The organism is Pseudomonas sp. FFPRI_1 (assembly GCF_055384485.1).
In genome coordinates this window covers 6798668-6819530 of sequence record NZ_AP029168.1, presented here as the reverse complement: position 1 = coordinate 6819530, position 20863 = coordinate 6798668, and the positions used below count along the sequence as shown (strand labels likewise).

The 20863-nt window shown below is 63.8% G+C and carries 21 protein-coding genes; 13 read left to right on the top strand and 8 right to left on the bottom strand.

The features are described from left to right. Positions 1-291: 291 nt before the first annotated feature. Together galE and ACZ5BO_RS30600 are read right to left on the bottom strand one after the other, a co-directional pair. On the bottom strand, positions 292-1305 hold the full coding sequence (galE, locus tag ACZ5BO_RS30605; RefSeq protein ID WP_029978441.1) for a UDP-glucose 4-epimerase GalE: 1014 nt from the start codon (positions 1303-1305) through the stop codon (positions 292-294). A 371-nt stretch (positions 1306-1676) separates the two neighbouring features. After that, on the bottom strand, positions 1677-2597 hold the full coding sequence (locus ACZ5BO_RS30600) for a histone deacetylase family protein (RefSeq protein ID WP_025129256.1): 921 nt from the start codon (positions 2595-2597) through the stop codon (positions 1677-1679). Positions 2598-2672: 75 nt separating this feature from the next. Here ACZ5BO_RS30600 and ACZ5BO_RS30595 point away from each other — a divergent pair, with 75 nt between their 5' ends. The 3 genes from ACZ5BO_RS30595 (at position 2673) to ACZ5BO_RS30585 (ending at position 4805) form a co-directional block, all read left to right on the top strand. Beyond that, the gene (locus tag ACZ5BO_RS30595) at positions 2673-3242 is read left to right on the top strand and encodes a GNAT family N-acetyltransferase (RefSeq protein ID WP_464697328.1); all 570 of its coding nucleotides are present in this window, start codon (positions 2673-2675) and stop codon (positions 3240-3242) included. A gap of 103 nt (positions 3243-3345) precedes the next feature. Continuing rightward, a complete protein-coding gene (tesB, locus tag ACZ5BO_RS30590) occupies positions 3346-4215 on the top strand; it encodes an acyl-CoA thioesterase II (RefSeq protein ID WP_025129254.1) in 870 nt (289 codons plus the stop codon). Continuing rightward, the gene (locus tag ACZ5BO_RS30585; RefSeq protein ID WP_025129253.1) at positions 4212-4805 is read left to right on the top strand and encodes an HAD family hydrolase; all 594 of its coding nucleotides are present in this window, start codon (positions 4212-4214) and stop codon (positions 4803-4805) included. Before tesB ends, ACZ5BO_RS30585 begins: the two co-directional genes overlap by 4 nt. Positions 4806-4829: 24 nt before the next feature. Here ACZ5BO_RS30585 and ACZ5BO_RS30580 read toward each other — a convergent pair whose 3' ends face one another. Next, the gene (locus ACZ5BO_RS30580) at positions 4830-5801 is read right to left on the bottom strand and encodes an alpha/beta hydrolase (protein ID WP_464697327.1); all 972 of its coding nucleotides are present in this window, start codon (positions 5799-5801) and stop codon (positions 4830-4832) included. Then, a complete protein-coding gene (ypfJ, locus tag ACZ5BO_RS30575) occupies positions 5802-6704 on the bottom strand; it encodes a KPN_02809 family neutral zinc metallopeptidase (protein ID WP_464697326.1) in 903 nt (300 codons plus the stop codon). A 140-nt stretch (positions 6705-6844) separates the two neighbouring features. Between ypfJ and pcaQ the strand changes: the two genes are divergently transcribed. The 3 genes from pcaQ to pcaG all read left to right on the top strand — a co-directional run bounded on the left by pcaQ (position 6845) and on the right by pcaG (position 9213). Next, positions 6845-7774 carry a pca operon transcription factor PcaQ gene (gene pcaQ, locus ACZ5BO_RS30570; protein ID WP_464697325.1) on the top strand — a complete coding sequence of 310 codons (930 nt, stop codon included), beginning with the start codon at positions 6845-6847 and terminating at the stop codon, positions 7772-7774. A 103-nt stretch (positions 7775-7877) separates the two neighbouring features. Beyond that, positions 7878-8597, top strand: coding sequence for a protocatechuate 3,4-dioxygenase subunit beta (pcaH, locus tag ACZ5BO_RS30565; RefSeq protein ID WP_464697324.1), 720 nt, complete (start codon positions 7878-7880; stop codon positions 8595-8597). Positions 8598-8607: 10 nt separating this feature from the next. Continuing rightward, positions 8608-9213 (top strand): protocatechuate 3,4-dioxygenase subunit alpha, encoded by a 606-nt coding sequence (gene pcaG, locus ACZ5BO_RS30560; RefSeq protein ID WP_464697323.1) that lies wholly within the window; start codon positions 8608-8610, stop codon positions 9211-9213. Between the two features lie 80 nt (positions 9214-9293). On the opposite strand, the gene ACZ5BO_RS30555 is transcribed toward pcaG, so the two are convergent. After that, the gene (locus tag ACZ5BO_RS30555) at positions 9294-10142 is read right to left on the bottom strand and encodes an aldo/keto reductase (RefSeq protein WP_025129247.1); all 849 of its coding nucleotides are present in this window, start codon (positions 10140-10142) and stop codon (positions 9294-9296) included. Positions 10143-10444: 302 nt separating this feature from the next. On the opposite strand from ACZ5BO_RS30555, the gene ACZ5BO_RS30550 reads away from it, so the two are divergent. The 4 genes from ACZ5BO_RS30550 to ACZ5BO_RS30535 all read left to right on the top strand — a co-directional run bounded on the left by ACZ5BO_RS30550 (position 10445) and on the right by ACZ5BO_RS30535 (position 14331). Next, positions 10445-11221, top strand: a complete 777-nt coding sequence (locus tag ACZ5BO_RS30550; RefSeq protein ID WP_464697322.1) for an IclR family transcriptional regulator — start codon at positions 10445-10447, stop codon at positions 11219-11221. A 244-nt stretch (positions 11222-11465) separates the two neighbouring features. Next, complete coding sequence (locus ACZ5BO_RS30545; protein WP_025129245.1) at positions 11466-12518, top strand: Gfo/Idh/MocA family protein; 1053 nt, start codon at positions 11466-11468, stop codon at positions 12516-12518. Between the two features lie 7 nt (positions 12519-12525). Continuing rightward, entirely contained in the window at positions 12526-13341 is an 816-nt protein-coding gene (locus ACZ5BO_RS30540; protein ID WP_464697321.1) for a sugar phosphate isomerase/epimerase family protein, read from the top strand. Positions 13342-13452: 111 nt separating this feature from the next. After that, entirely contained in the window at positions 13453-14331 is an 879-nt protein-coding gene (locus ACZ5BO_RS30535) for a DMT family transporter (protein ID WP_464697320.1), read from the top strand. A 69-nt stretch (positions 14332-14400) separates the two neighbouring features. Here the strand turns inward: ACZ5BO_RS30535 and ACZ5BO_RS30530 are convergent, their stop codons facing one another. Further along, positions 14401-15735: an MFS transporter gene (locus tag ACZ5BO_RS30530; protein ID WP_025129242.1), complete on the bottom strand. Its 1335-nt coding sequence runs from the start codon at positions 15733-15735 to the stop codon at positions 14401-14403. Between the two features lie 510 nt (positions 15736-16245). On the opposite strand from ACZ5BO_RS30530, the gene quiC reads away from it, so the two are divergent. The 3 genes from quiC to ACZ5BO_RS30515 all read left to right on the top strand — a co-directional run bounded on the left by quiC (position 16246) and on the right by ACZ5BO_RS30515 (position 19210). Then, positions 16246-18156, top strand: coding sequence for a 3-dehydroshikimate dehydratase QuiC (gene quiC / locus ACZ5BO_RS30525; RefSeq protein ID WP_464697319.1), 1911 nt, complete (start codon positions 16246-16248; stop codon positions 18154-18156). A gap of 104 nt (positions 18157-18260) precedes the next feature. Then, a complete protein-coding gene (locus ACZ5BO_RS30520; RefSeq protein ID WP_025129240.1) occupies positions 18261-18938 on the top strand; it encodes a TetR/AcrR family transcriptional regulator in 678 nt (225 codons plus the stop codon). 47 nt (positions 18939-18985) lie between these two features. Next, positions 18986-19210 (top strand): hypothetical protein, encoded by a 225-nt coding sequence (locus tag ACZ5BO_RS30515; protein ID WP_464697318.1) that lies wholly within the window; start codon positions 18986-18988, stop codon positions 19208-19210. 68 nt (positions 19211-19278) lie between these two features. Here the strand turns inward: ACZ5BO_RS30515 and ACZ5BO_RS30510 are convergent, their stop codons facing one another. After that, entirely contained in the window at positions 19279-20133 is an 855-nt protein-coding gene (locus ACZ5BO_RS30510) for a shikimate dehydrogenase (protein WP_025129238.1), read from the bottom strand. Continuing rightward, positions 20130-20579, bottom strand: coding sequence for a type II 3-dehydroquinate dehydratase (gene aroQ, locus ACZ5BO_RS30505; RefSeq protein WP_025129237.1), 450 nt, complete (start codon positions 20577-20579; stop codon positions 20130-20132). Before aroQ ends, ACZ5BO_RS30510 begins: the two co-directional genes overlap by 4 nt. Between the last annotated feature and the right edge of the window lie 284 nt (positions 20580-20863).

Here is a 20863-nt window from a genome sequence, read left to right as displayed (position 1 = left end):
CTTGATCAGGCCTTCTGGGCGCAGTACTGGAAGGCTCGGGGCGTCGTGCATGCAGGTGATGAGAACCCGAAAAAAGCCAGCGGCTTTCACATGTGTGCAACCCAGGGGCAACCCGGTCCCGGCAGGCCGATGGTCGTCATGCTGATCGAGGGGCCGGCCGGCAGGGTATTTCCGTTTGTCCCGCTCTTCAGGGATGAGGGTTGATGCCCTGAGGGGCACCTTCCGGCCAGCCCTACCCATGGGTTCTTAGGCGTTGCACTAGTGCCGATCAGCGCCACTTCAATCAAACGTTCACTTGTAGCCATCTGGGTTGTTGGACTGCCAGCGCCAAGTGTCTTCCATCATGTCCTGCAGCCCCAGTTCGGCCTTCCAGCCCAACTCGGCAAGTGCCTTGGATGGATCTGACCAGCATTCTGCAATGTCTCCCTGACGACGCCGAGAGAGGGTGTAAGGGATGGCGCGGCCCGACGCTTTCTCAAAGGCCTGGATCATGTCCATTACTGAGTAACCAACTCCGGTGCCGAGGTTCCAGACGTTGGCTCCGGTATGTTCGGAAATATAGTTCAGGGCTGCCAGATGCCCTTTGGCGAGATCGACGACATGGATGTAGTCACGAACTCCCGTTCCATCCGGGGTGGGGTAGTCGTTGCCATAAATAGAGAGCTGTTGGAGTTTCCCTACGGCAACACGAGCGATGTAGGGCAGGAGGTTTTCCGGAACGCCATTGGGATCTTCACCCAACTGGCCACTCTGATGGGCACCCACCGGATTGAAGTAGCGCAGCAAGGCCACAGACCAGCGAGGGTCGGATGCAACCAGGTCCTGCAGCATCTTCTCCACCATCAACTTGGAGTTGCCATAGGGGTTGGTCGGTGTTCCCGTCGGGCATGTCTCGACAACGGGTATTTGTGTCGGGTCGCCGTAGACTGTTGCGGAGGAACTGAATACCAAACGGTATATACCTGCTGCGGCCATGGCTTGGCACAAGGTAATACTGCCACTCACGTTGTTCTGGTAGTACGTCAACGGCTGCTGGACACTTTCTCCTACGGCCTTCAGTCCGGCGAAGTGTAGAACGGCATCAATTTCATGTTCGGAAAAAATACGATCAAGGGTCGCCCGATCGCAAACATCACCTTGAATAAAAAAAGCTTCGCGTCCGGTTATTTCCTGGACTCGCTGCACTGACTGCATGGAACTGTTGCACAAGTTATCAAGTACTACTGCCTCGTGGCCGGACTGAAGTAACTCCAATAATGTGTGCGAGCCAATATATCCCGCACCGCCAGTTATTAAGAATCGCATTGTCTTGATCCTGTTTTAAATGAGTTCCAGTACTGGAGTGCAGTGCTATCTGGAGATGAAGTTTGAGAAATGATAAGGCACCGCCAGCAGGTTCTTGAAGCTTTTATTCGGTGGTGCCCAGCAGTGTGTGGATCACTGATGCCAACGCCGCACGGGGGCGCCTGGTTGGCCCGCTCCCCGTCCAGAAGGCCGCTTGAGGGGAGCCCTGGCGTCGGGCAGCAGATTGCGCAACAACGACACCCGGGCCTTGCGCGTCAGCAAGTCGATCAAGCGAAAGACACCCCGCTGCTGGGCCCGGTGACAAGGGCCGCAGGGGAGGGGGCAGGTTATCCACAGGAGGTGCCACAGGCAGTGCGGGTACGGCGTGCACATCAGTGACAACCTGCTGAGGTCCACACTCGCTGCGCACTGTGGTGGAGGATGCCGTGACGCCGGGCCAGGGCCTGGCGGTCCTTGCTGTAGCCGCCGCCGATCACGCCCATCACCGGGATGTCCCGGCCCAGGCAATGGCGCATGACTCGTTCGTCGCGCTCGGCCACCCCGGCATCGGTGAGTTTGAGGTAGCCCAGGGCGTCGTCCCGATGCACGTCGACCCCGGCGTCGTACAGCACCAGGTCCGGCTGATACAGGGGCAGCAGGTAGTTGAGGGTGTCGTCCACCACTTGCAGGTACTCGGCGTCGCCCATGCCCATGGGCAGCGGGATGTCCCAGTCGCTCTGAGCCTTGCGGGCGGGGAAGTTCTTCTCGCAGTGCAACGAGACGGTCACCGCGTCAGGGGTATGTTGCAGGATCCGTGCAGTGCCATCGCCCTGGTGCACGTCGCAGTCGAAGATCAGCACCCGGCCCACGCGCCCGCTTTCCAGCAGGTAATGGCTGATCACCGCCAGGTCGTTGAAGATGCAGAACCCTGCCGGGTAGTCGTAGTGGGCGTGGTGGGTGCCGCCGGCGAGGTGGCAGGCCAGGCCATGTTCCAGGGCCTGTTCGGCGGCCAGCAGGGAACCGCCGACGGCGCGCACGGTGCGCCGGGCCAGGGCTTCGCTCCAGGGCAGGCCGAGGCGCCGCTGGTCTTCCCGGGACAGCTCGCCTTGCAGGTAGCGCTCGATGTAGCCGGGGTCGTGGGCCAGGGCCAGGACATCCGCCGGGCACAGCTGCGGGCGCAGCAGGTCGGCATCACGGGTCAGGCCGCTGTCCACCAGGTGGTCGCGCAGCAGGCGGAACTTGTCCATCGGGAAGCGATGGTCCGCAGGGAATTCGGGGCTGTAGTCGTCGTGGTAGATCAGCGGCAGTGTCATGGCATTTTCTTGGATGAACCCGTGAAGGATCCTACCAGCGATGTAGACTTGCACCCACGGAAACGGAGGGCACCGATGGAGCCGATACTGCAACTTGAAAGCGCGCGCCTGTTGCTGCGCCAATGGCGTGACGATGATCTGCCGGCATTTGCGGCGATGTGTGCCGATCCTCAGGTCATGCGTTATTTCCCGGCGCCCCTGAGCCGCCTGGAGAGTGCCGCGCTGATCGGGCGGATACGCGGGCATTTTGCCGAGCACGGCTTCGGGGTCTGGGCCCTAGAACGTAAGGACACTGGCGCGTTCATCGGTTTTACCGGCCTGGGCGTCGTCGGTTTCGAGGCGTCGTTCACCCCGGCAGTGGAAATCGCCTGGCGCCTGGCGCGTGAGCACTGGGGCCTGGGATACGCCAGTGAGGCGGCCTGGACGGCGCTGCGCTGTGCCTTTGACCGGCTGGCCCTGGATGAGGTGGTGGCCTTCACCACCCTGGGCAACCTGCCGTCGCAGAAGGTCATGCAGGCGATTGGCATGCAGCACGCCGCCGAGGAAGATTTCGAGCACCCGAACCTCGCCGGCGATCACCCTCTGCGCGAGCATGTGCTGTACCGCATCACCCGCGAACAATGGTTGGAAACCTTGCATGGATAGCAAGCGCGCACGTTTAGAATGTGCCGATGAAGTGCTTGACCCTAATCGATATGACCGCCGCAGCCGAGATTGCGCGGTTTTGCTCTGTGTGAGGAGAGTCTGAATGAGTGACGTGCTGGATGATCTGGTCGACCTGTTGACCCTGGAAGCCATCGAGGAAAACCTGTTTCGCGGCCGCAGCCAGGACCTGGGTTTTCGCCAGTTGTTTGGCGGCCAGGTACTCGGCCAGTCCTTGTCCGCGGCCAGCCAGACGGTCGAGGAAGCGCGCCACGTGCACTCTCTGCATGGTTATTTCCTCAGGCCTGGCGATGCCGGGTTGCCGGTGGTCTACCAGGTGGACCGGGTACGCGACGGCGGCAGCTTCAGCACCCGTCGGGTCACCGCGATCCAGAAGGGCAACCCGATCTTCACCTGCAGTGCGTCCTTTCAGTACGACGAGGAAGGTTTCGAACACCAGATCACCATGCCCCAGGTGGTCGGCCCGGAAAACCTGCCCTCCGAACTGGAGATCACCCAGCAGCGCGCGCACCTGATTCCCGAGCACATGCGCGAGAAACTGCTGTGCCCCAAACCCATCGAAGTGCGCCCGGTCACCGAGAAGGACCCCTACAACCCGCAGCCGATGGACCCGGTCAAATACGTGTGGTTTCGCGCCGACGGGCCCTTGGCCGACAACCCGGCGCTGCACAAGTACCTGTTGGCCTATGCCTCGGACTTCGGCCTGCTGACCACCTCGATGCTGCCCCACGGCAAGTCGGTGTGGCAGAAGGACATGCAGGTGGCCAGTCTCGACCACGCCCTGTGGTTCCATGCCGACCTGCGGGCTGATGACTGGCTGCTGTATGCGATGGACAGCCCCTGGGCCGGCAATTCCCGGGGTTTTTCCCGGGGCAGCGTGTTCAACCGTGCCGGCCAGCTGGTAGCCTCGGTGACTCAGGAAGGGTTGATCCGTCACCGCAAGGATTGGGCATGAGCCTTAGAGACATTGAACACTGGGTTTTCGACATGGACGGCACCCTGACCATCGCCGTGCATGATTTCGCGGCGATTCGCCAGGCACTGTCGATTCCTCCCGAGGACGACATCCTCACTCACCTGGCGGCCTTGCCGGCGGATGAGTCCGCGGCCAAGCACGCCTGGCTGCTGGAGCACGAGCGCGACCTGGCCCTGGGTTCGCGCCCGGCGCCGGGGGCGGTAGAGCTGGTGCGCGAACTGGCCGGGCGTGGTTATCGCCTGGGCATCCTGACCCGCAATGCCCGGGAGCTGGCCCATGTGACCCTGGAAGCCATCGGCCTGGCGGACTGCTTTGCCGAGGCCGATGTACTGGGGCGCGACGAAGCCCCGCCCAAACCCCACCCCGGTGGTTTGCTGAAGCTTGCCGAAGCCTGGGATGTGGCACCGCAGCGCATGGTCATGGTTGGTGACTACCGCTTCGACCTGGACTGCGGGCGGGCTGCGGGGACGCGCACGGTACTGGTGAACCTGCCGGACAACCCCTGGCCGGAACTGACCGACTGGCATGCGCGCGATTGCGCACAGCTGCGCGAACTGCTGTCGGCCTGAGGGCCTTCGCCGGCAAGCCGGCTCCTACTGGAACAGCGCCGCCTGCCCCGCGGGCGAGGTGAACATCCGGTCGCCGTCATGCCCGACCCCGGGCACTTCCACCAGCCGTTGTGGCAAGCCTTGCGGATGACGCCGCATCAGGTAGTCGAAGTAGTTGTGCCCGCGAACCAGCCGATACGCGCCCTGGGTCTCGGCGGCGCAGCTCTTGTCCAGGGCCGGGTGGTTGGGGTCGATGTCCTGCTGGCCCAGCAGGTAGGTGATGTTGCGCTGCACATAGCCCTGTTCCAGCTGCGCCGCAGATTTGCCGAGCGCATAGGCCGGCAGGTGCTGCAGGCCGTATTTCCAGTCATTGAAACCTGGGCAACTGGCCGGCTCGAAAGCCACCGGGCGCGAGGGGTCGAAGTAGGCGTAGGACGACGGATTGGCGATCACGTAGCGCAGGCCGATTCCGGCTTTTTCCAGCTCCGGATGGTTGCCGGTGGTCAGGGCATAGCGTTGCACCACCTGGGCGCCGCCGGAGTGGCCAGCGATCACCACTTCCTTGAGTGCAGGAAAGAGCTGGCGGTCCTGCAGCCGCTGGAGGATGGCATCCAGCACCGCATAGGAGCTGATGGCCAGTGGGCCGGTAGCGGGCTCGCCGGCCATCCAGTCATTGCCCTTCCAGCGCAGCAGCGGGTCCGGCAGCTGATGACGGGCGATATCGCTCTGATTGAGAAACTGTGGGGCGATCACCAGTGTCGCGACGCTTTGCCCGGCCTGCCCGGCGGCGGTTTCGCCGCTGCGCAGGTAGGTCTGGGCATTGCGCAGCCGGCCATGAACGATGATCAGGGCCCGCTGCACCTGGGGCAGTGGCTGGCGCCAATCCTGGCTCAGGCCCAACGCGAGCTCGCCGCTACCCAGGGTCAGGCGTTCGGGGCTGAGAACCTTGACCCCATGTTCCGTGGCCTGGGCACTGAAGCAGCCCAGGCACAGCAGCGTTGCCAGCAGCCAGCGCATCTACAGGCTCTTGGCGGCGAAGGTATCGCACTGGCCGACCTGGCCCTGGCTGAACCCGGTCTTGAACCAGCGCACCCGCTGCGCGGAGGTGCCGTGGGTGAAGGAGTCCGGCACCACCCGGCCCTGGCCTTGCTGCTGCAGGCGATCATCGCCGATGGCGTTGGCGGCGTTCAGGGCTTCTTCAACATCTCCGGGCTCCAGCCAGTTCAGGCGTTGCTGGGCGTGGTAGGCCCAGACCCCGGCCAGGCAGTCGGCCTGCAGCTCCTGGCGCACCAGCAAGCCGCCGTCGCCTTCCATCTGCCGGCCTTGCTGGCGTGCGGCTTGCATTTTCGCCGAGACCCCGAGCAGGGTCTGAACGTGATGCCCAACCTCGTGAGCGATCACATAGGCCTGGGCGAAGTCTCCGGCAGCGGAAAAGCGCTGGGCCATTTCCCGGAAGAAGTCCATGTCCAGGTATACCTGCCGGTCGGCAGGGCAGTAGAAGGGCCCGCTGGCGGAGGTGGCGGCGCCACAGGCGGAGTTGACCCGGCCACGGAACAGAATCAGCTTGGGCGGCTGATATTGGCGGCCGGCCTGCTGGAAGATCTGGCCCCAGGTGTCTTCGGTGTCGCCGAGGATCGCGCGGACGAATTCCGCCTGCTCGTCATTGGCCGGGGGCGCTTTGCGCGCCTGGGGGGTGGCCGGCGCCGAAGTCTGGGTGCTTTGGCCGCCCTGGCCCAGCAGTTGGCCGAGGATCTGCAACGGGTCCTGGCCGGTGGCCCAGCCGATGCCGACGATCAGCATGATCGCCGTCAGGCTCAAGCCCTTGCCCCCACCAAAACGCATGCCGCCACCGCCGCCACCGCTGCTGTCATCTCGCGCATCCACGACGTTGTCGCTGCGCCGGCCTTTTTTCCAAAGCATGGGGGAATCCTCGTTTTTTTCTGCAGATCAGTGTTGTGGCTGGCGTGAGCCGGCGCCAGTCCGGTCGTCAGGGAATTTTGCCCACGCTACCATGGCCCGCAGCCGGATCGATCCGGTCCAGACACATTCGGGGCCCCCTATTGAACATCGATACCCGCATCAAATTCCGTCACCTGGTGTGTTTTCTTGAAATGGCCCGCCAGGGCAGCCTGGCCCGGGCCGCCGATGTGCTGGCGGTAAGCCAGCCGGCGATGTCGAAAACCCTCAAGGAGCTGGAAGCCTTGCTGGATACCCGGCTGTTTGCCCGGAGCAAGGCCGGGCTCAGCCTGACCGAGGCTGGCCGGGCTTTCCTGCGTTATGCCGGGCCCTCGGTGCAAGCCCTGCGTGAAGGCGTCAACAGCCTGCGGGGCGGCGAATATGCCGCCGGGCTGGTGCGTATCGGCGTGCTGTCCACCGTGGAAAGCCTGCTGCTGCCCGAGGTGATGCGACGCCTGCACCAGCGCCATTCGGCGCTGACGGTGAGTGTGGTGACCGGTCCCAGTGCCTATCTGCTTTCGCAGCTGCGGGTGGGCGATCTGGACCTGGTGGTGGGGCGCATGACCGAGAGTCCGGAGATCCAGGGCCTGAGCTTCGAGCACCTGTACAGCGAATCCATGACCCTGGTGGCGCGGCCCGGGCATCCGTTGGCGGCTGGCCTGCTGGATCGCGATGCCGTGAGTGTCTACCCGCTGGTGCTGCCCTTGGCCGGCACCAGCATCCGCAAGCACGCCGACAGCCTGTTTGTGCAGTGCGGCATTGCCCTGTCGCAGCAACGCCTGGAAACCCTGTCGGTGGCCCTGAGCCGGCGCTATACGCTGTCCAGCGATGCCTTGTGGATTGCGCCCCTGGATGCCGTGCGCCTGGACCTGGCCAACGCTGAGCTGCTGGAACTGGACCTGGGCCTGCGCGAGCCCGGAGGCTCGGTGGGTATTTCCAGCAACACCAGCCTGCCGTTGTCCCTGGCCGGGCAATGGGCGGTGGAGGTGTTGCGGGAAGTCGGGATCGCCTATCGCGAGGGACGTTATCCATAACTGTTTGGTTATGGATAGGGGGCGGCTTTTCAATGTTCCACCTTCCTGCTTTGTTTGAAACTGCGTCGGCTGCGCTCCATAAATCAAACAACAGGAGATCGACATGTCTGATGCAGACAACAGTCGCTTCGTGATTCGCGACCGTAATTGGCACCCCAAGGCCCTGACTCCCGACTACAAGACCTCGGTCACCCGCTCCCCGCGCCAGGCGCTGGTGAGCATTCCACAATCGGCCAGCGAAACCGGCGGCCCGGACTTTTCCCACCTGCGCACCGGGCGTTTCGATAACGACTTGCTGCTCAACTTCAACAACGGCGGCTTGCCGGTGGGCGAGCGGATCATCGTTTCCGGGCGGGTCTGCGACCAGTACGGCAAACCCATTCCCCATACCCTGGTGGAGATGTGGCAAGCCAACGCCGGCGGCCGCTACCGGCACAAGAACGACCGCTACCTGGCGCCCCTGGACCCGAACTTCGGTGGTGTCGGCCGGGCCCTTACCGACCGTGACGGCTACTACAGCTTCCGCACCATCAAGCCCGGCCCTTACCCCTGGCGCAACGGCCCCAACGACTGGCGCCCGGCGCACATTCACTTTTCCATCAGTGGTCCGTCGATCGCCACGCGGCTGATCACCCAGCTGTATTTCGAAGGCGATCCGCTGATCCCGCTGTGCCCGATCGTCAAGTCCATTGCCAACCCGGATGCGGTGCAGAGCCTGATCGCGCGCCTGGACATGGGCAGTGCCAATCCCATGGATTGCCTGGCCTACCGCTTCGACATCGTGCTGCGCGGCCAGCGCAAGACCCACTTCGAGAACTGCTGAGGAGCCTGCCATGCCTGTTCAACTGCTGCCTGAAACCCCCTCGCAAACGGCCGGCCCCTATGTCCATATCGGCCTGGCCCTGGCGGCGGCGGGAAATCTGCCACGCCCCGAGGAAATCTGGAACCAGATGGCCAAGCCCGATGCGCCGGGCGAGCAGATCCTGCTGATCGGCCACGTCTACGACGGCAATGGCCACCTGGTGCGGGATTCGTTCCTGGAGTTCTGGCAGGCCGACCACGCCGGGGTCTATGACCCGGTGTTCGATACGGAAAAGTCTTTCAACTGCTTTGGTCGCACCGCCACCACTTTCGATGCCGGGGAATGGACCCTCAATACCGTCAAGCCGGGTGTGGTGAACAATGCGGCGGGGGTGCCCATGGCGCCGCACATCAACCTGTCGCTGTTTGCCCGGGGGATCAATATCCACCTGCACACCCGGCTGTACTTTGCCGATGAACCGGAAGCCAATGCCCAGTGCCCGGTACTGAACCTGATCGAACAGCCGCCGCGCCGGGAAACCCTGCTGGCCCACCCCTGCGAGGTCAATGGCCAGCGCGCCTATCGCTTCGATATCCGCATTCAGGGTGAAGGCGAGACGGTGTTCTTCGATTTCTGAAACACCGCTAAGCCCGGGATGGCCGGCGATCGAGAAGCCGCTCCCTGACGCCGCGTCGCGGTATCAGGGAGCGCTTCGTTTCAGCGGTCGAAGTGGTCCCACACCGGAGCGAAGTCCGGGCTGACCTGGCGCTGATCCTTGGGCAGGCTGGCGATCAGCGCCCGGTCCTCGTCGTCCAGCTGGACCTTGAGGGATTCCAGGTTGGCCAGCTGGTTGGCCCGGCTGCTGGCCTTGGGGATGGCCGCCACATTGTCCTGGTCCAGCAGCCACTTGAGCGCCACCTGGGTCGGCAGCACGCCGTGCTTGGCGGCGATCTGGCGGATCTCGGCCACCTCGGACACCTTGTTGCGCGCCAGCGGTGTGTAGGCGGTCAGCACCATGTCGCGGCTGCGGGCATAGTCCAGCAGGCCGCTTTGCCCCAGCAGCACGTGGTATTCCACCTGGATCGCCGACAGCGGCGCGCCCCAGCCTTCGATCACCCGGCGCAGCAGGGCCAGGGGAAAGTTGGCCACGCCAATGTGTTTCACCAGCCCCTGTTCCTTGAACGACACCAGGGTTTCGATGCTGCGCTCCAGTTCCCAGTCGCTGCTGGGCCAGTGAATGTGGAACAGGTCGACGTAGTCGGTTTGCAGGGCTTTCAGGCTGCGCTCCAGGGAGTGGCGCATGGCGTCGGGTTGCAGCTGGTCCCACCAGACCTTGGTGGTGACGTGGATCTGCTCCCGGGGCACTGGAGTGTTGGCTAGGGCCTGGCCCACGGCGTCTTCGTTGTTGTAGGCCTGGGCGGTATCGATGTGCCGGTAACCCAGCTCCAGGGCCTGTTCCACGGCGCGAGTGCATTCGGCATCGAGCATCGGCCAGGTGCCGAGGCCCAGCTTGGGCATGTGCAGGCCCGCGTGGGTCAGGACTGGGCAATCTACGGAGTGAGGCATGGGCATTCTCCCTGTGGATAAAACAGCGCAGCCGGGTAGGCGGGGCTTTGAGTGTCGTTGGCGTTGGACAGCGCGGCCGGCCAGAAAATGCCCGGAAAATCGAGTTCAGGCTCTGTCGCGGCAATTGGTATTGTGGAAATCGGTTCCAAAAAATATACGAGCTCGGCTAACCTGCGCACAAGGCGTTGTGCCGGGCATAAGGCTCGGTCGCGCCGATTTCGGGCGGTAATCGAACCCCGCCCGGCAGTTTCCCAACCGGCCCGTTGTCACTAGAATCGGCCAAATTTTGTCGGGACCCGACCATGGCTGGCAGTCAAATCGAACGCGTCTTCAGTGTTCTCGAACGTCTTACCGCTGATCCCCGCGGCCTGCCGCTGCAGACCCTGGCCGAGCAGCTGGAAATCCCCAAGAGCGCCACCCACCGTCTATTGGCCGAGCTGATTCGCCTGGGATATGTGCGGCAGAATCCGGACAACCTGCGCTACCAGCTGTCCACCCGGCTGGTGGCCATGGGCTTTCGTTACCTGTCCGCCAGCGGCGCCGACATTGTCCAGCCGGTGCTCGATCGCCTGGCCCAGGAGTCCGGTGAGCTGGTGCGCCTGGGGGTGATCGAAGGCGAGCGCCAGACCTGGATCGCCAAGTCCCAGGGCGCGCGTTCCGGGCTGCGCTACGACCCGGACATGGGCCGCGAGGCGCCGTTGTTCTACACCGCTTCCGGGCACGCCTGGCTGGCCACCCTGAGTGATGCCGAGGCCTTGTCACTGGTGGAACGCCAGCGCGTGGAAACCCCGGCGGACCTGGGCCCCAATGCACCGCGTTCGAACATCGAGCTGCTGGAGCGTTTGCGCCTGGCCCGGGAGCAGGGCTACGCCTGGGTCGAGGAAAGCTCTGCGGTAGGCACCTCGGCGATTGCCGCGGTGGTGCGCCATCCCATCGATGGCCGGGTTGTAGGCGTGCTCAGCGTCGCCGGCCCCAGCGCGCGCCTGCCCCTGGCGCGGCTGCATGAACTGGCGCCACTGCTGCTGCAGTTTGCCGAGGAACTGTCGGCCGCCAGCCAGGCCTCCGAGCTGTTCCACTGAGGTAAGGCTCCAGGGCTGGTGGTGACCCTGATATCGCTGCGGCTGTTGCACCGCCGTTCAGCGCTTGCGGCAGCGGCTTCACAGGCCTCGGCTTGTGGCCGCTGTCGATGCAGCTTGCCAGCGGTAGCGTGCAAAGCCGTTCGATAATCGGACAGTATTTTTTCTCCCTCTTGTATGAAAGTGGAACTGAGTTCTAAATATTTGAAATTCAGTGTCCCAATAACAATCACAAGAGGATCTTCCATTGAGCACGCCACTGCGCATCGCCCTGATCGGCGTCGGCAATATGGGGCAGCAGCACTATCAACACCTCAAGACCCTGGCCGAGGCCTGTCTCTGCGCGGTGGCCGACCCCGGCCCCCAGGCGGCCGCAATCGCCGGGCAATGGCAGGTGCCGCATTTTGCCGATCACCAGAGCCTGCTGCGGGAAATTCGCCCGGATGCAGTGATCGTTGCCAACCCCAATAACCTCCACGTCACTACCGCCCTGGATTGCCTGGCCGCTGGCGTGCCGGTGCTGCTGGAAAAACCGGTAGGCGTGCACCTGGATGAAGTGCGGGAACTGGTAGCGGCAAGTCGTACTTGCGGGGTGCCGGTGCTGGTGGGCCATCACCGGCGGCACAACCCATTGATCGCCCGCGCCCATGAACTGCTGCGCAGCGGCGCCCTGGGGCAACTGACCAACGTCACCGCGCTCTGGCAGCTACAGAAGCCCGAGCGCTATTTCGACATTCCCTGGCGCCGCGAAGCCGGGGCCGGCATGTTGCTGACCAACCTGATCCACGACCTCGACCTGCTGCGCTACCTGTGTGGTGAGGTGCGCCAGGTTCAGGCCATCACCAGCAACAGCGTGCGCGGCTACGCCAACGAGGATTGTGCCGCGGTGCTGCTGCAATTCGACAACGGTGCCCTGGGTAGCCTGACCGGTTCCGATGCCGCGGCCGCGCCCTGGAGCTGGGAGCTGGATTCCGGGGAAAACCCCGCGTACCCGCGCCAGGCCGACCAGCCCTGTTACCTGCTGTCCGGGACCGCAGGCGCCTTGAGCATTCCCCAGCTCAAGCGCTGGCACTACGCCGAAGCCGGGGCCGGTTGGCATGAGCCGTTGCTGATGCAAGAGGAAGCCTGCGCCCCGGGCGAAGCCCTGCGCCTGCAGTTGCAGCACTTTGTCCAGGTGGCCCGGGGAGAGGTTGCGCCCCTGGTGAGTGCTGCCGATGCCGGGCGGACCCTGGCGCTGGTTGAAGCTATTCGTCAGGCCGCCGCCACTGGGCGCGCCTGCACCCCAACCCTGATTGAGTGAACAAAGGATGAGTGAGCGGATTTTCTCCCTGGCCAGCCTGACCGTGCTGGAGCTTTCCCCACCGCAGATGGTCGAGGTGGCGGCGCAGGCCGGCTACAGCCATGTCGGCCTGCGACTGGTCCCGGCCACCCCGGAAGAACGGCATTTCCCGTTGGTGGCGGATGCCGACCTGCGCCGCCAGACCCTGGCCCGACTGCGGGATACCGGGGTGCGGGTGCTGGATGTGGAAATCCTGCGGCTCAAGCCGCAGACCCGGATCAAGGACTTCGAGGGCGTGCTGGCAGTGGGCGCCGAGTTTGCCGCCAGCGAGTTGCTGGTGGCGGGCAATGACCCGGATGAAGCCCGCATGACCGATAACTTTGCCGCCTTGTGCGATCTGGCGGTGCAGTACGGCTTGCACCCTCATCTGGAGTTCATGCCCTGGACCGACGCGCGCAACCTGGAGCAAGCGGTACGGGTGGTGGAGAACGCCGGTCGCAGCAACGGCTGCGTACTGGTGGACGCCTTCCATTTCGATCGTTCGGCATCGCGTCTGGAGGATCTGGCGAAGGTCGCTCCGGCGCGTTTGCGTTATGCCCAGCTGTGCGACGTTGCGGGCCCTCGTCCGGAGGATATGCAGGAAATTTTGCGCCAGGCGCGCAACGAGCGACGTTTCCCGGGGGACGGCGATTGCGATCTGCCGGGCTTGCTCAAGTGCTTGCCGGACAACCTGCCCCTGAGCCTGGAGATCCCCACGCTGCAGTTGCTGGAGCAGGGTGTGAGTGCCTTGCAGCGGGCCCAGATGGCCCTGGATAAAGCCCGGGCGCTGCTCGCCAGGATCTGAATCCGCAGCAGGGCAATCGCCGGCCAGCCGGCTCCTACAGGAGGGAGGTATGCCCCGTAGGAGCCGGCTGGCCGGCGAAACGGTTTCTCCCATTGTTCCCAAGGAATGCCCATGATCCGCAGCACGCCCCTCTCCGGGACCAACCACCCCTTCAAGGGCATTGTGCTGATCGTTCTGGCGACCTTCCTGTTCGCCAGCCACGATGCCCTGTCCAAATACCTCTCGGGGTTCTTCCCGGTGATCATGGTGGTCTGGGCCCGTTACCTGATCCATACCCTGCTGATGGCCGGGATCTTCCTGCCGCAATCAGGCTTGCGGGTGCTGCGCAGCCAGCGCCCGCTGCTGCAGTTGCTGCGAGCCCTGTGCCTGTTGAGCACCAGCTTGCTGTTCACCTCGGCGCTGTTGTTCATTCCCCTGGCCGAGGCCACGGCGGTCAACTTTCTTGCCCCGGTGCTGGTCACTGCGCTGTCGGTGCCGCTGCTGGGCGAACAGGTGACCCGGGGCCAGTGGCTGGCGGTGATCTGCGGTTTTATCGGGGTGCTGATCATCGTCCATCCGGGAGGCGAACTCTTCACCCCGGCAGTGTTGCTGCCGTTCTGCTCGGCGCTGTTCTTCTGTTTCTATCAACTGCTGACCCGCAAGCTGGCCGAGCATGACAGCCCCACCACCAGCAACTTCTTCGCCGGGCTGTGCAACACCCTGGTGATGAGTGCCCTGGTGCCGTTCTTCTGGCAGACCCCGGGCTTTGTCCATGGCCTGCTGATGCTGGCGCTGGGCGCGTGCGGCATGAGTGCCCATCTGTTCCTGACCCGGGCCTTTGGCCATGCGGCGCCGGCCCTGCTGGCGCCGTTCGGCTATTGCCAGATTGTCTTCGCCGGGTTGCTGGGCTGGCTGCTGTTTGGCCACGCGCCGTCGTTGATCACCCAGTTGGGTATTGCAGTGATTTGCCTCAGCGGGCTGGCAGCGGCCTGGCAACAGCGGCGGGGTTGAGCCCGGGAGCGCAGAACTGCGGGCAAAAAAAAGCGCAGGCCCGCCACCGGGCCTGCGCAAGGCGGAGCATCAGTCTTCTACGTGGGGAATCTTGCGCGGGGCCATGAAGTACATCCAGGTCAGGGCTATGAAGTACATGGCCGGGATCAGGGTGAACAGCAGGGTGTAGTTGTTGTTGGTCGCGGTCAGGATGTGGCCGACGATCTGGGTCATGAACATGCCGCCGATGGCTGCGCACATGCCGCCGAAGCCGAACACCGTGCTCATCATGTGCTTGGGCGTGTAGTCCATCACCAGGCTCCAGATGTTGGCGGTCCAGGCCTGGTGCGCGCCGATCCCCAGGGAGATGGCGAACACCGCCAGCCACAGGTTGGCGGTGCCGGCGGCCATGATCACGCCGATGATGCAGCAGGCGAACAGGAACATCGACAGCAGCCGCGCCTTGATCGGGTTCATCCCTCGGCCAATGAGGAACGAGGAGAGGATGCCGCCGCCGACGCTGCCGAAGTCGGCGGTCAGGTAGATGATGATCAGCGGGATGCCCATCTGGGTCACGTTGATCCCCAGGTTGTACTGCTGGTTGAGGAAGGGCGGCAGCCAGTACAGGTAGAACCAGAACACCGGTGCGGTCAGCGAGTAGGCGATAGCGAAGGCCCAGGTGCCGCGCATGCGCAGGATGCGGCTGAAGGGCACGCGGGTCGGTTCGGGTTCCACCTGCTGCTGGATGTAGGCCAGCTCGGAAGCTTTGACGCGGGGATGATCTTCCGGGTTGAAGTACTTCAGGCCCCAGAACAACAGCCACACGCCGCCCAGTGCCGCCATGCACAGGAACGCCGCCTGCCAGCCCCAGGCATGCAGGATCAGCGGCAGCAGCATCGGGGTGAACATTGCGCCGACGTTGGTCCCGGCGTTGAAGATGCCGGTGGCCACGGCCCGTTCGCCAGCCGGGAACCACAGGCGCGTGGTCTTCACACAGGCCGGGTAGTTGGCGGCCTCGGTCAGCCCGAGGATGAACCGGCAGACCATGAAGCCCGCCGCCGAAGTGGCCAGGCCATGGGCGCCGGTGGCCAGGCTCCAGAGCAGTACGGCGAAGAAGAACACGCGCTTCACGCCGACCCGGTCGATCAATCGTCCCTGCAGCACGAAGCCCACGGCGTAGCCGACCTGGAACCAGAAGTTGATGTTGGCGTAGTCCATCGCCGTCCAGTTCATTTCCTTGGCCAGGATCGGCTGCATCACGCCCAGTGCGGCGCGATCGATGTAGTTCAGGGTGGTGGCGAAAAACACCAGGGCGAGCATGCCCCAGCGGGTCTTGCCGACGGCCATGGCGCCGCGGATCTTGTCGCCGATGCCGCCGGCAACGCTGAGGCTCGGGGCAATGCGAGAGCTTTGGGAAGGAATCATGTAGGCCATCCGTTCAGTGACTGACGAGCCAGGGCTCGTCGGAACTCAAGGGCGCGTGATCAATCGTCAGCGAGGGCGTGCTGATTGACCGGCTGGGTAGGTTCGTCGTTGCCGCTTGAGTTGGGCAGGCGAACGCTGTCGTCTCGACGCATCAGCTCAGGGCTGGGGCGTGTTGCTCCAGGGGCCGATCGAGGTCGCTCCAGGCATGAGCCTACGGGATGTGCAGCAGTGCGGGGCGTTGAGTGCAAGCATGAGGGTGTACCCGATTTTTGAAATTTTTATGGTGTGTTCTGGGTCTGGGTGATTGAAGCCGGAGGTTGTGGGGCCGGCTCAATGTGCTGTCGATGGTGCGCAGTGGCTGAAAAATCGTCAATTCGCCAATCCGCATTTTGTTCGATAATCGAACACAAAACTAACTGGTTCGTACACTTTGAGGGGCGGTGTGGAATAATCCGCGGCAATCCAATAAAGGCACGGGTGCACCGGCCGTTTTCATCCGGGAGTTGAATCATGCAGCGTTCCATTGCCACCGTGTCCTTGAGCGGCACCCTGCCGGAAAAACTCGAAGCCATCGCCGCGGCCGGGTTCGACGGAGTGGAAATCTTCGAGAACGACCTTCTCTACTACGACGGCAGCCCGCGGGAAATCAGGCAGATGTGCGCCGACCTGGGGATTGCCATCACCCTGTTCCAGCCATTTCGGGATTTTGAGGGCTGCCGTCGTGATCGCCTGGCGCGCAACCTGGAGCGCGCCGAACGCAAATTCGACCTGATGCAGGAACTGGGCACCGACCTGGTGCTGGTGTGCAGCAATGCCGCGGCCGATAGCCTGGGGGACCGGCAGATCATTGTCGATGACCTGCACCAGTTGGCCGAACGCGCGGCGGTGCGCGGCCTGCGCATAGGCTACGAAGCCCTGGCCTGGGGCCGCCACGTGAACACCTACCAGCAGGTCTGGGACATTGTCCGCAGTGCCGACCACCCCAACCTCGGGGTGTTGCTGGACAGCTTCCATACCCTGTCGCTCAAGGGCGACCCCTCGGCGATCGCCGAGATCCCGGGGGACAAGATCTTCTTCGTGCAGATGGCTGACGCACCGATCCTGGCCATGGACGTACTGGAGTGGAGCCGGCATTTTCGCTGCTTCCCGGGGCAGGGCGAATTCGACCTCCCGGGGTTCCTGGCACCGATCATCAAGAGCGGCTACACCGGCCCCTTGTCCCTGGAGATCTTCAATGACGGCTTTCGCGCCGCGCCGCCACGGGCCAACGCCGCCGACGGCCTGCGCTCCCTGTTGTACCTGGAGGAAAAGACCCGCGAGCGCCTGCACCAGGAGGCGCAACCGGTGGCCAACCTCGACACCCTGTTCGCGCCGCCTCCGGCCGAGGCCTATGACGGCACCGAGTTCCTCGAATTCGCGGTGGACGAGGCCCTGGGGGCCAAGCTGAGTGGCTGGCTGGAGCGCCTGGGGTTTGCCCGGGCCGGGCAACACCGCTCCAAAAGCGTGAGCTTGATGCGCCAGGGCGACATCAACCTGATCCTCAACTCCGAACCCTATTCCTTTGCCCACAGCTTCTTCGAGGCCCACGGCCCTTCGGTGTGTGCCACGGCAATCCGGGTCAAGGACAGTGCCAAGGCCCTGCAGCGTGCGGTGGCCTACAAGGGCCAGCCCTATCGCGGCCTGGTGGGGCCCAACGAGCTGGAACTGGCCGCCGTGCGCGAGCCCGACGGCAGCCTGATCTACCTGGTGGACCAGCAGCCGGGCGGCCAGCCCTGGTACGACACTGACTTCAACCTGTTCGACGGCGCGCAGGCCAAGGGCAGCCTCAAGCGGGTCGACCACATAGCCATGGCCTTGCCGGCGGACAGCCTCGACAGCTGGGTGCTGTTCTACAAGTGCCTGCTGGACTTCACCGCCGACGATGAAGTGGTGCTGCCCGACCCCTATGGCCTGGTGAAAAGCCGCGCCCTGCGCAGCCGTTGCAGCTCGATCCGCCTGCCGTTGAACATCTCGGAGAACCGTAACACGGCCATCTCCCATGCCTTGTCCAGTTATCGCGGCTCGGGGGTGCATCACATTGCCTTTGATTGCGACGACCTCTTCGCCGAGGTCAGTCGTGCCAAGGAGGCCGGGGTGCCGCTGCTGGATATTCCCCTCAACTACTACGACGACCTGGCGGCGCGTTTCGATTTCGATGACGAGTTCCTCAGCGAACTGGCCTACTACAACGTCCTGTACGACCGCGATGCCCAGGGCGGCGAGCTGTTCCATGTCTACACCGAGCCGTTCGAGGGGCGCTTCTTCTTCGAGATCATCCAGCGCAAGAACGGCTACGCCGGTTATGGCGCGGCCAACGTCGCGGTGCGCCTGGCGGCCATGGCCAAGTCCCGCAGCGGCGCGGTGCGTCAGGCCAAGTTGTAGGTGTTTGGTAATCGGCGGTGGCCAAGCACCGCCTCCGTGCTTTCTTTCGCGGGGTGACGCGGCCCATAATCGCCCGCGTGTGCAATGATGGCCGTGAGCCCAGAATGACAATGACCCGTGAACGCTCCATTGCGCCCGCCGAGCCCGCCCTCGAGCCGCGCAAGAGTCGCAAGAACAACCCGGAAAAGACCCGCGAGAACATCCTTCAAGAAGCCATTGTCGAGTTCGTCCAGCAGGGGCTGTCCGGTGCCCGCGTGGACGCGATCGCCGAGCGCATCCACACCTCCAAGCGCATGATCTATTACTACTTCGGCAGCAAGGAGCAGCTGTACGTCGAAGTCCTGGAGAAACTCTACGGCGATATCCGCAGCACCGAGAGCCGCCTGCACCTGGCGGAACTGGCGCCGCAGGAGGCGATTCGCCGGCTGGTGGAATTCACTTTCGACCACCACGACCGCAACGTCGATTTCGTGCGCATCGTCAGCATCGAGAATATCCACAAGGCCGAGTACGTGAAGCAGTCCGGGGTGATCAAGGCGATGAACAACACCATCCTCCATGCCCTGGGCGAGATCCTCGAGCGTGGCGTGCAGGCCGGGGTGTTCCGCCGCGGCCTGGACCCGCTGGATGTGCATTTGCTGATCAGTTCGTTCTGTTTCTACCGGGTGTCGAACCGCCACACCTTCGGCGAGATCTTCCAGATCGACCTGCCGGACGAGAGCATCAAGCAACGCCACCGGGAAATGATCTGCGAATCGGTTCTACGCTACCTGCAAGCCTGACACTCACCTGTGCAGGCATAGGCGTTCCATCAGACAAGGAAAGCACCATGGGCAACCCTGTTCCGACGTTGAAATTGATCCTGATCCTGATGATCGTGGTCGACGCTTTCTGGTTCAGCGAGCGATTGCTGTCCCTGAGCGGCTTGAGCCTGTTCGACTGGCTGCCCAATGCGCTGATCAGTGTGGTGGGGCTTCTGGGCAGCGCGCTGATGATCCTCTTCAACGTGCTGCTGATCGGCCTGCTGTCACGCTTGCAGCTCAAGTCCGAGTAACCCTGGGCGGCACTTTCGGCCGCCGCAGTCGGTGACTGCGGCGGCCGGGTCATGCCTGGCCTGGCGCTTTAGCCGTTCATGCTGTGGAAATGCGCGAGCATGCGCTGTGCATCGGCGCTCTGGCCGCTGAACAGCTCGAACGCCTTGACCGCCTGGAACACCGCCATGGTGCCGCCATCCAGGGTGCGGCAACCCAGGGCGCGGGCGTTGCGCAGCAGTTCGGTTTCCAGGGGGAAATAGACAATCTCCGCCACCCACAACTCGGGCCGCAACAGCTCCACCGGCACCGGCATGCCGGGCAACTTGGCCATGCCCATCGGCGTGGTGTTGACCAGCCCATCGGCGTTGGCCAGGGTGCCGGGCAGGTCGTTTCCGGCCCGGGCCCGAGCGGCCCCGAAGTGCTGGTTGAGGTTGTCCGCCAGGCTTTGCGCGCGCAGGCTTTCCACGTCGAAAAGAGTCAGTTGCTGCACGCCTTCGCTGAGCAGCGCATGGGCCACCGCTGCCCCGGCGCCGCCGGCCCCCATCTGCACCACGTGCTGGCGGGCAACCCCCGGCAGGCCGCGGCGGAAACCTTCGGCAAACCCCAGGCAATCGGTGTTGTGGCCCACACGCTTGCCGTCCTTGAGCACCACGGTGTTGACCGCGCCGATGCCCCGGGCCTCCGGGGACAGCTCGTCGAGCAGGGGCAGGATGCTCTGCTTGCAGGGGAAGGTGATGTTCAGGCCGGTGAAGTTCATTCGCTCGGCAGCGCTCAGCAGGTCGGGCAGGGCGCTGCTGTCGAGCTGCAATGGGTCCAGGTCGATCAACCGGTACAGGTAGCGCAGGCCCTGGGCATCACCTTCATGTTCATGCAGGGACGGGGTGCGCGAAGCCTGGATGCCGGCGCCAATCAATCCGGCGAGCACGCCTGTGTGCCGGGTCATACGCCTTGCTCCTTGAAGCGCAGGCTGAAGTGCTCCAGCGCCAGGCGATAGCCGTGGCTGCCAAAGCCGCACATCACTGCCAGGGCAATCCCCGAGACAAACGAATGATGACGAAACGGCTCGCGGGCGTGGACGTTGGACAGGTGCACCTCGATCACCGGCAGCTCGCTGGCCACCAGGGCGTCGCGGATCGCCACCGAGGTGTGGGTCCAGGCCGCGGGGTTGATCACTATCCCGGCGCAGCGACCGCGGGCGGCATGAATCCAGTCCAGCAGTTCGCCTTCATGGTTGGTCTGGCGAAACTCCACCCCAAGGCCCAGTTCCTCGGCGGCGCGGCCGCACAGGGCGGAGAGGTCCGCCAGGGTCTCGTGGCCATAAGTGGCTGGCTCGCGGGTGCCGAGCAGGTTCAGGTTCGGGCCGTTGAGCACCAGAACGATAGGACGCATGGGATATTTCTCCGTTGTTATTGTGGGCGTTGCGGGGGAGGGACAACGCCGTGGGGGTAAATTGTACTAACTGGTTAATTTGGTCAATTGGCCGACGATAAGCGCGAGCGGGGGCGACTATTAAGCGTGCGGTAATCGCACGGACGCTTTTCGGCTGCTCAACCAGCGATCAACCGCCGAGCGCGTGGGGCGGTTTTGCAGGTCGGAGGGAGCGGCGTGTTGTCGCGTGCTTATATCAATTGAAAATCATTCTCGACTGGCCTTAAGATGCCCGGCAATTTCCT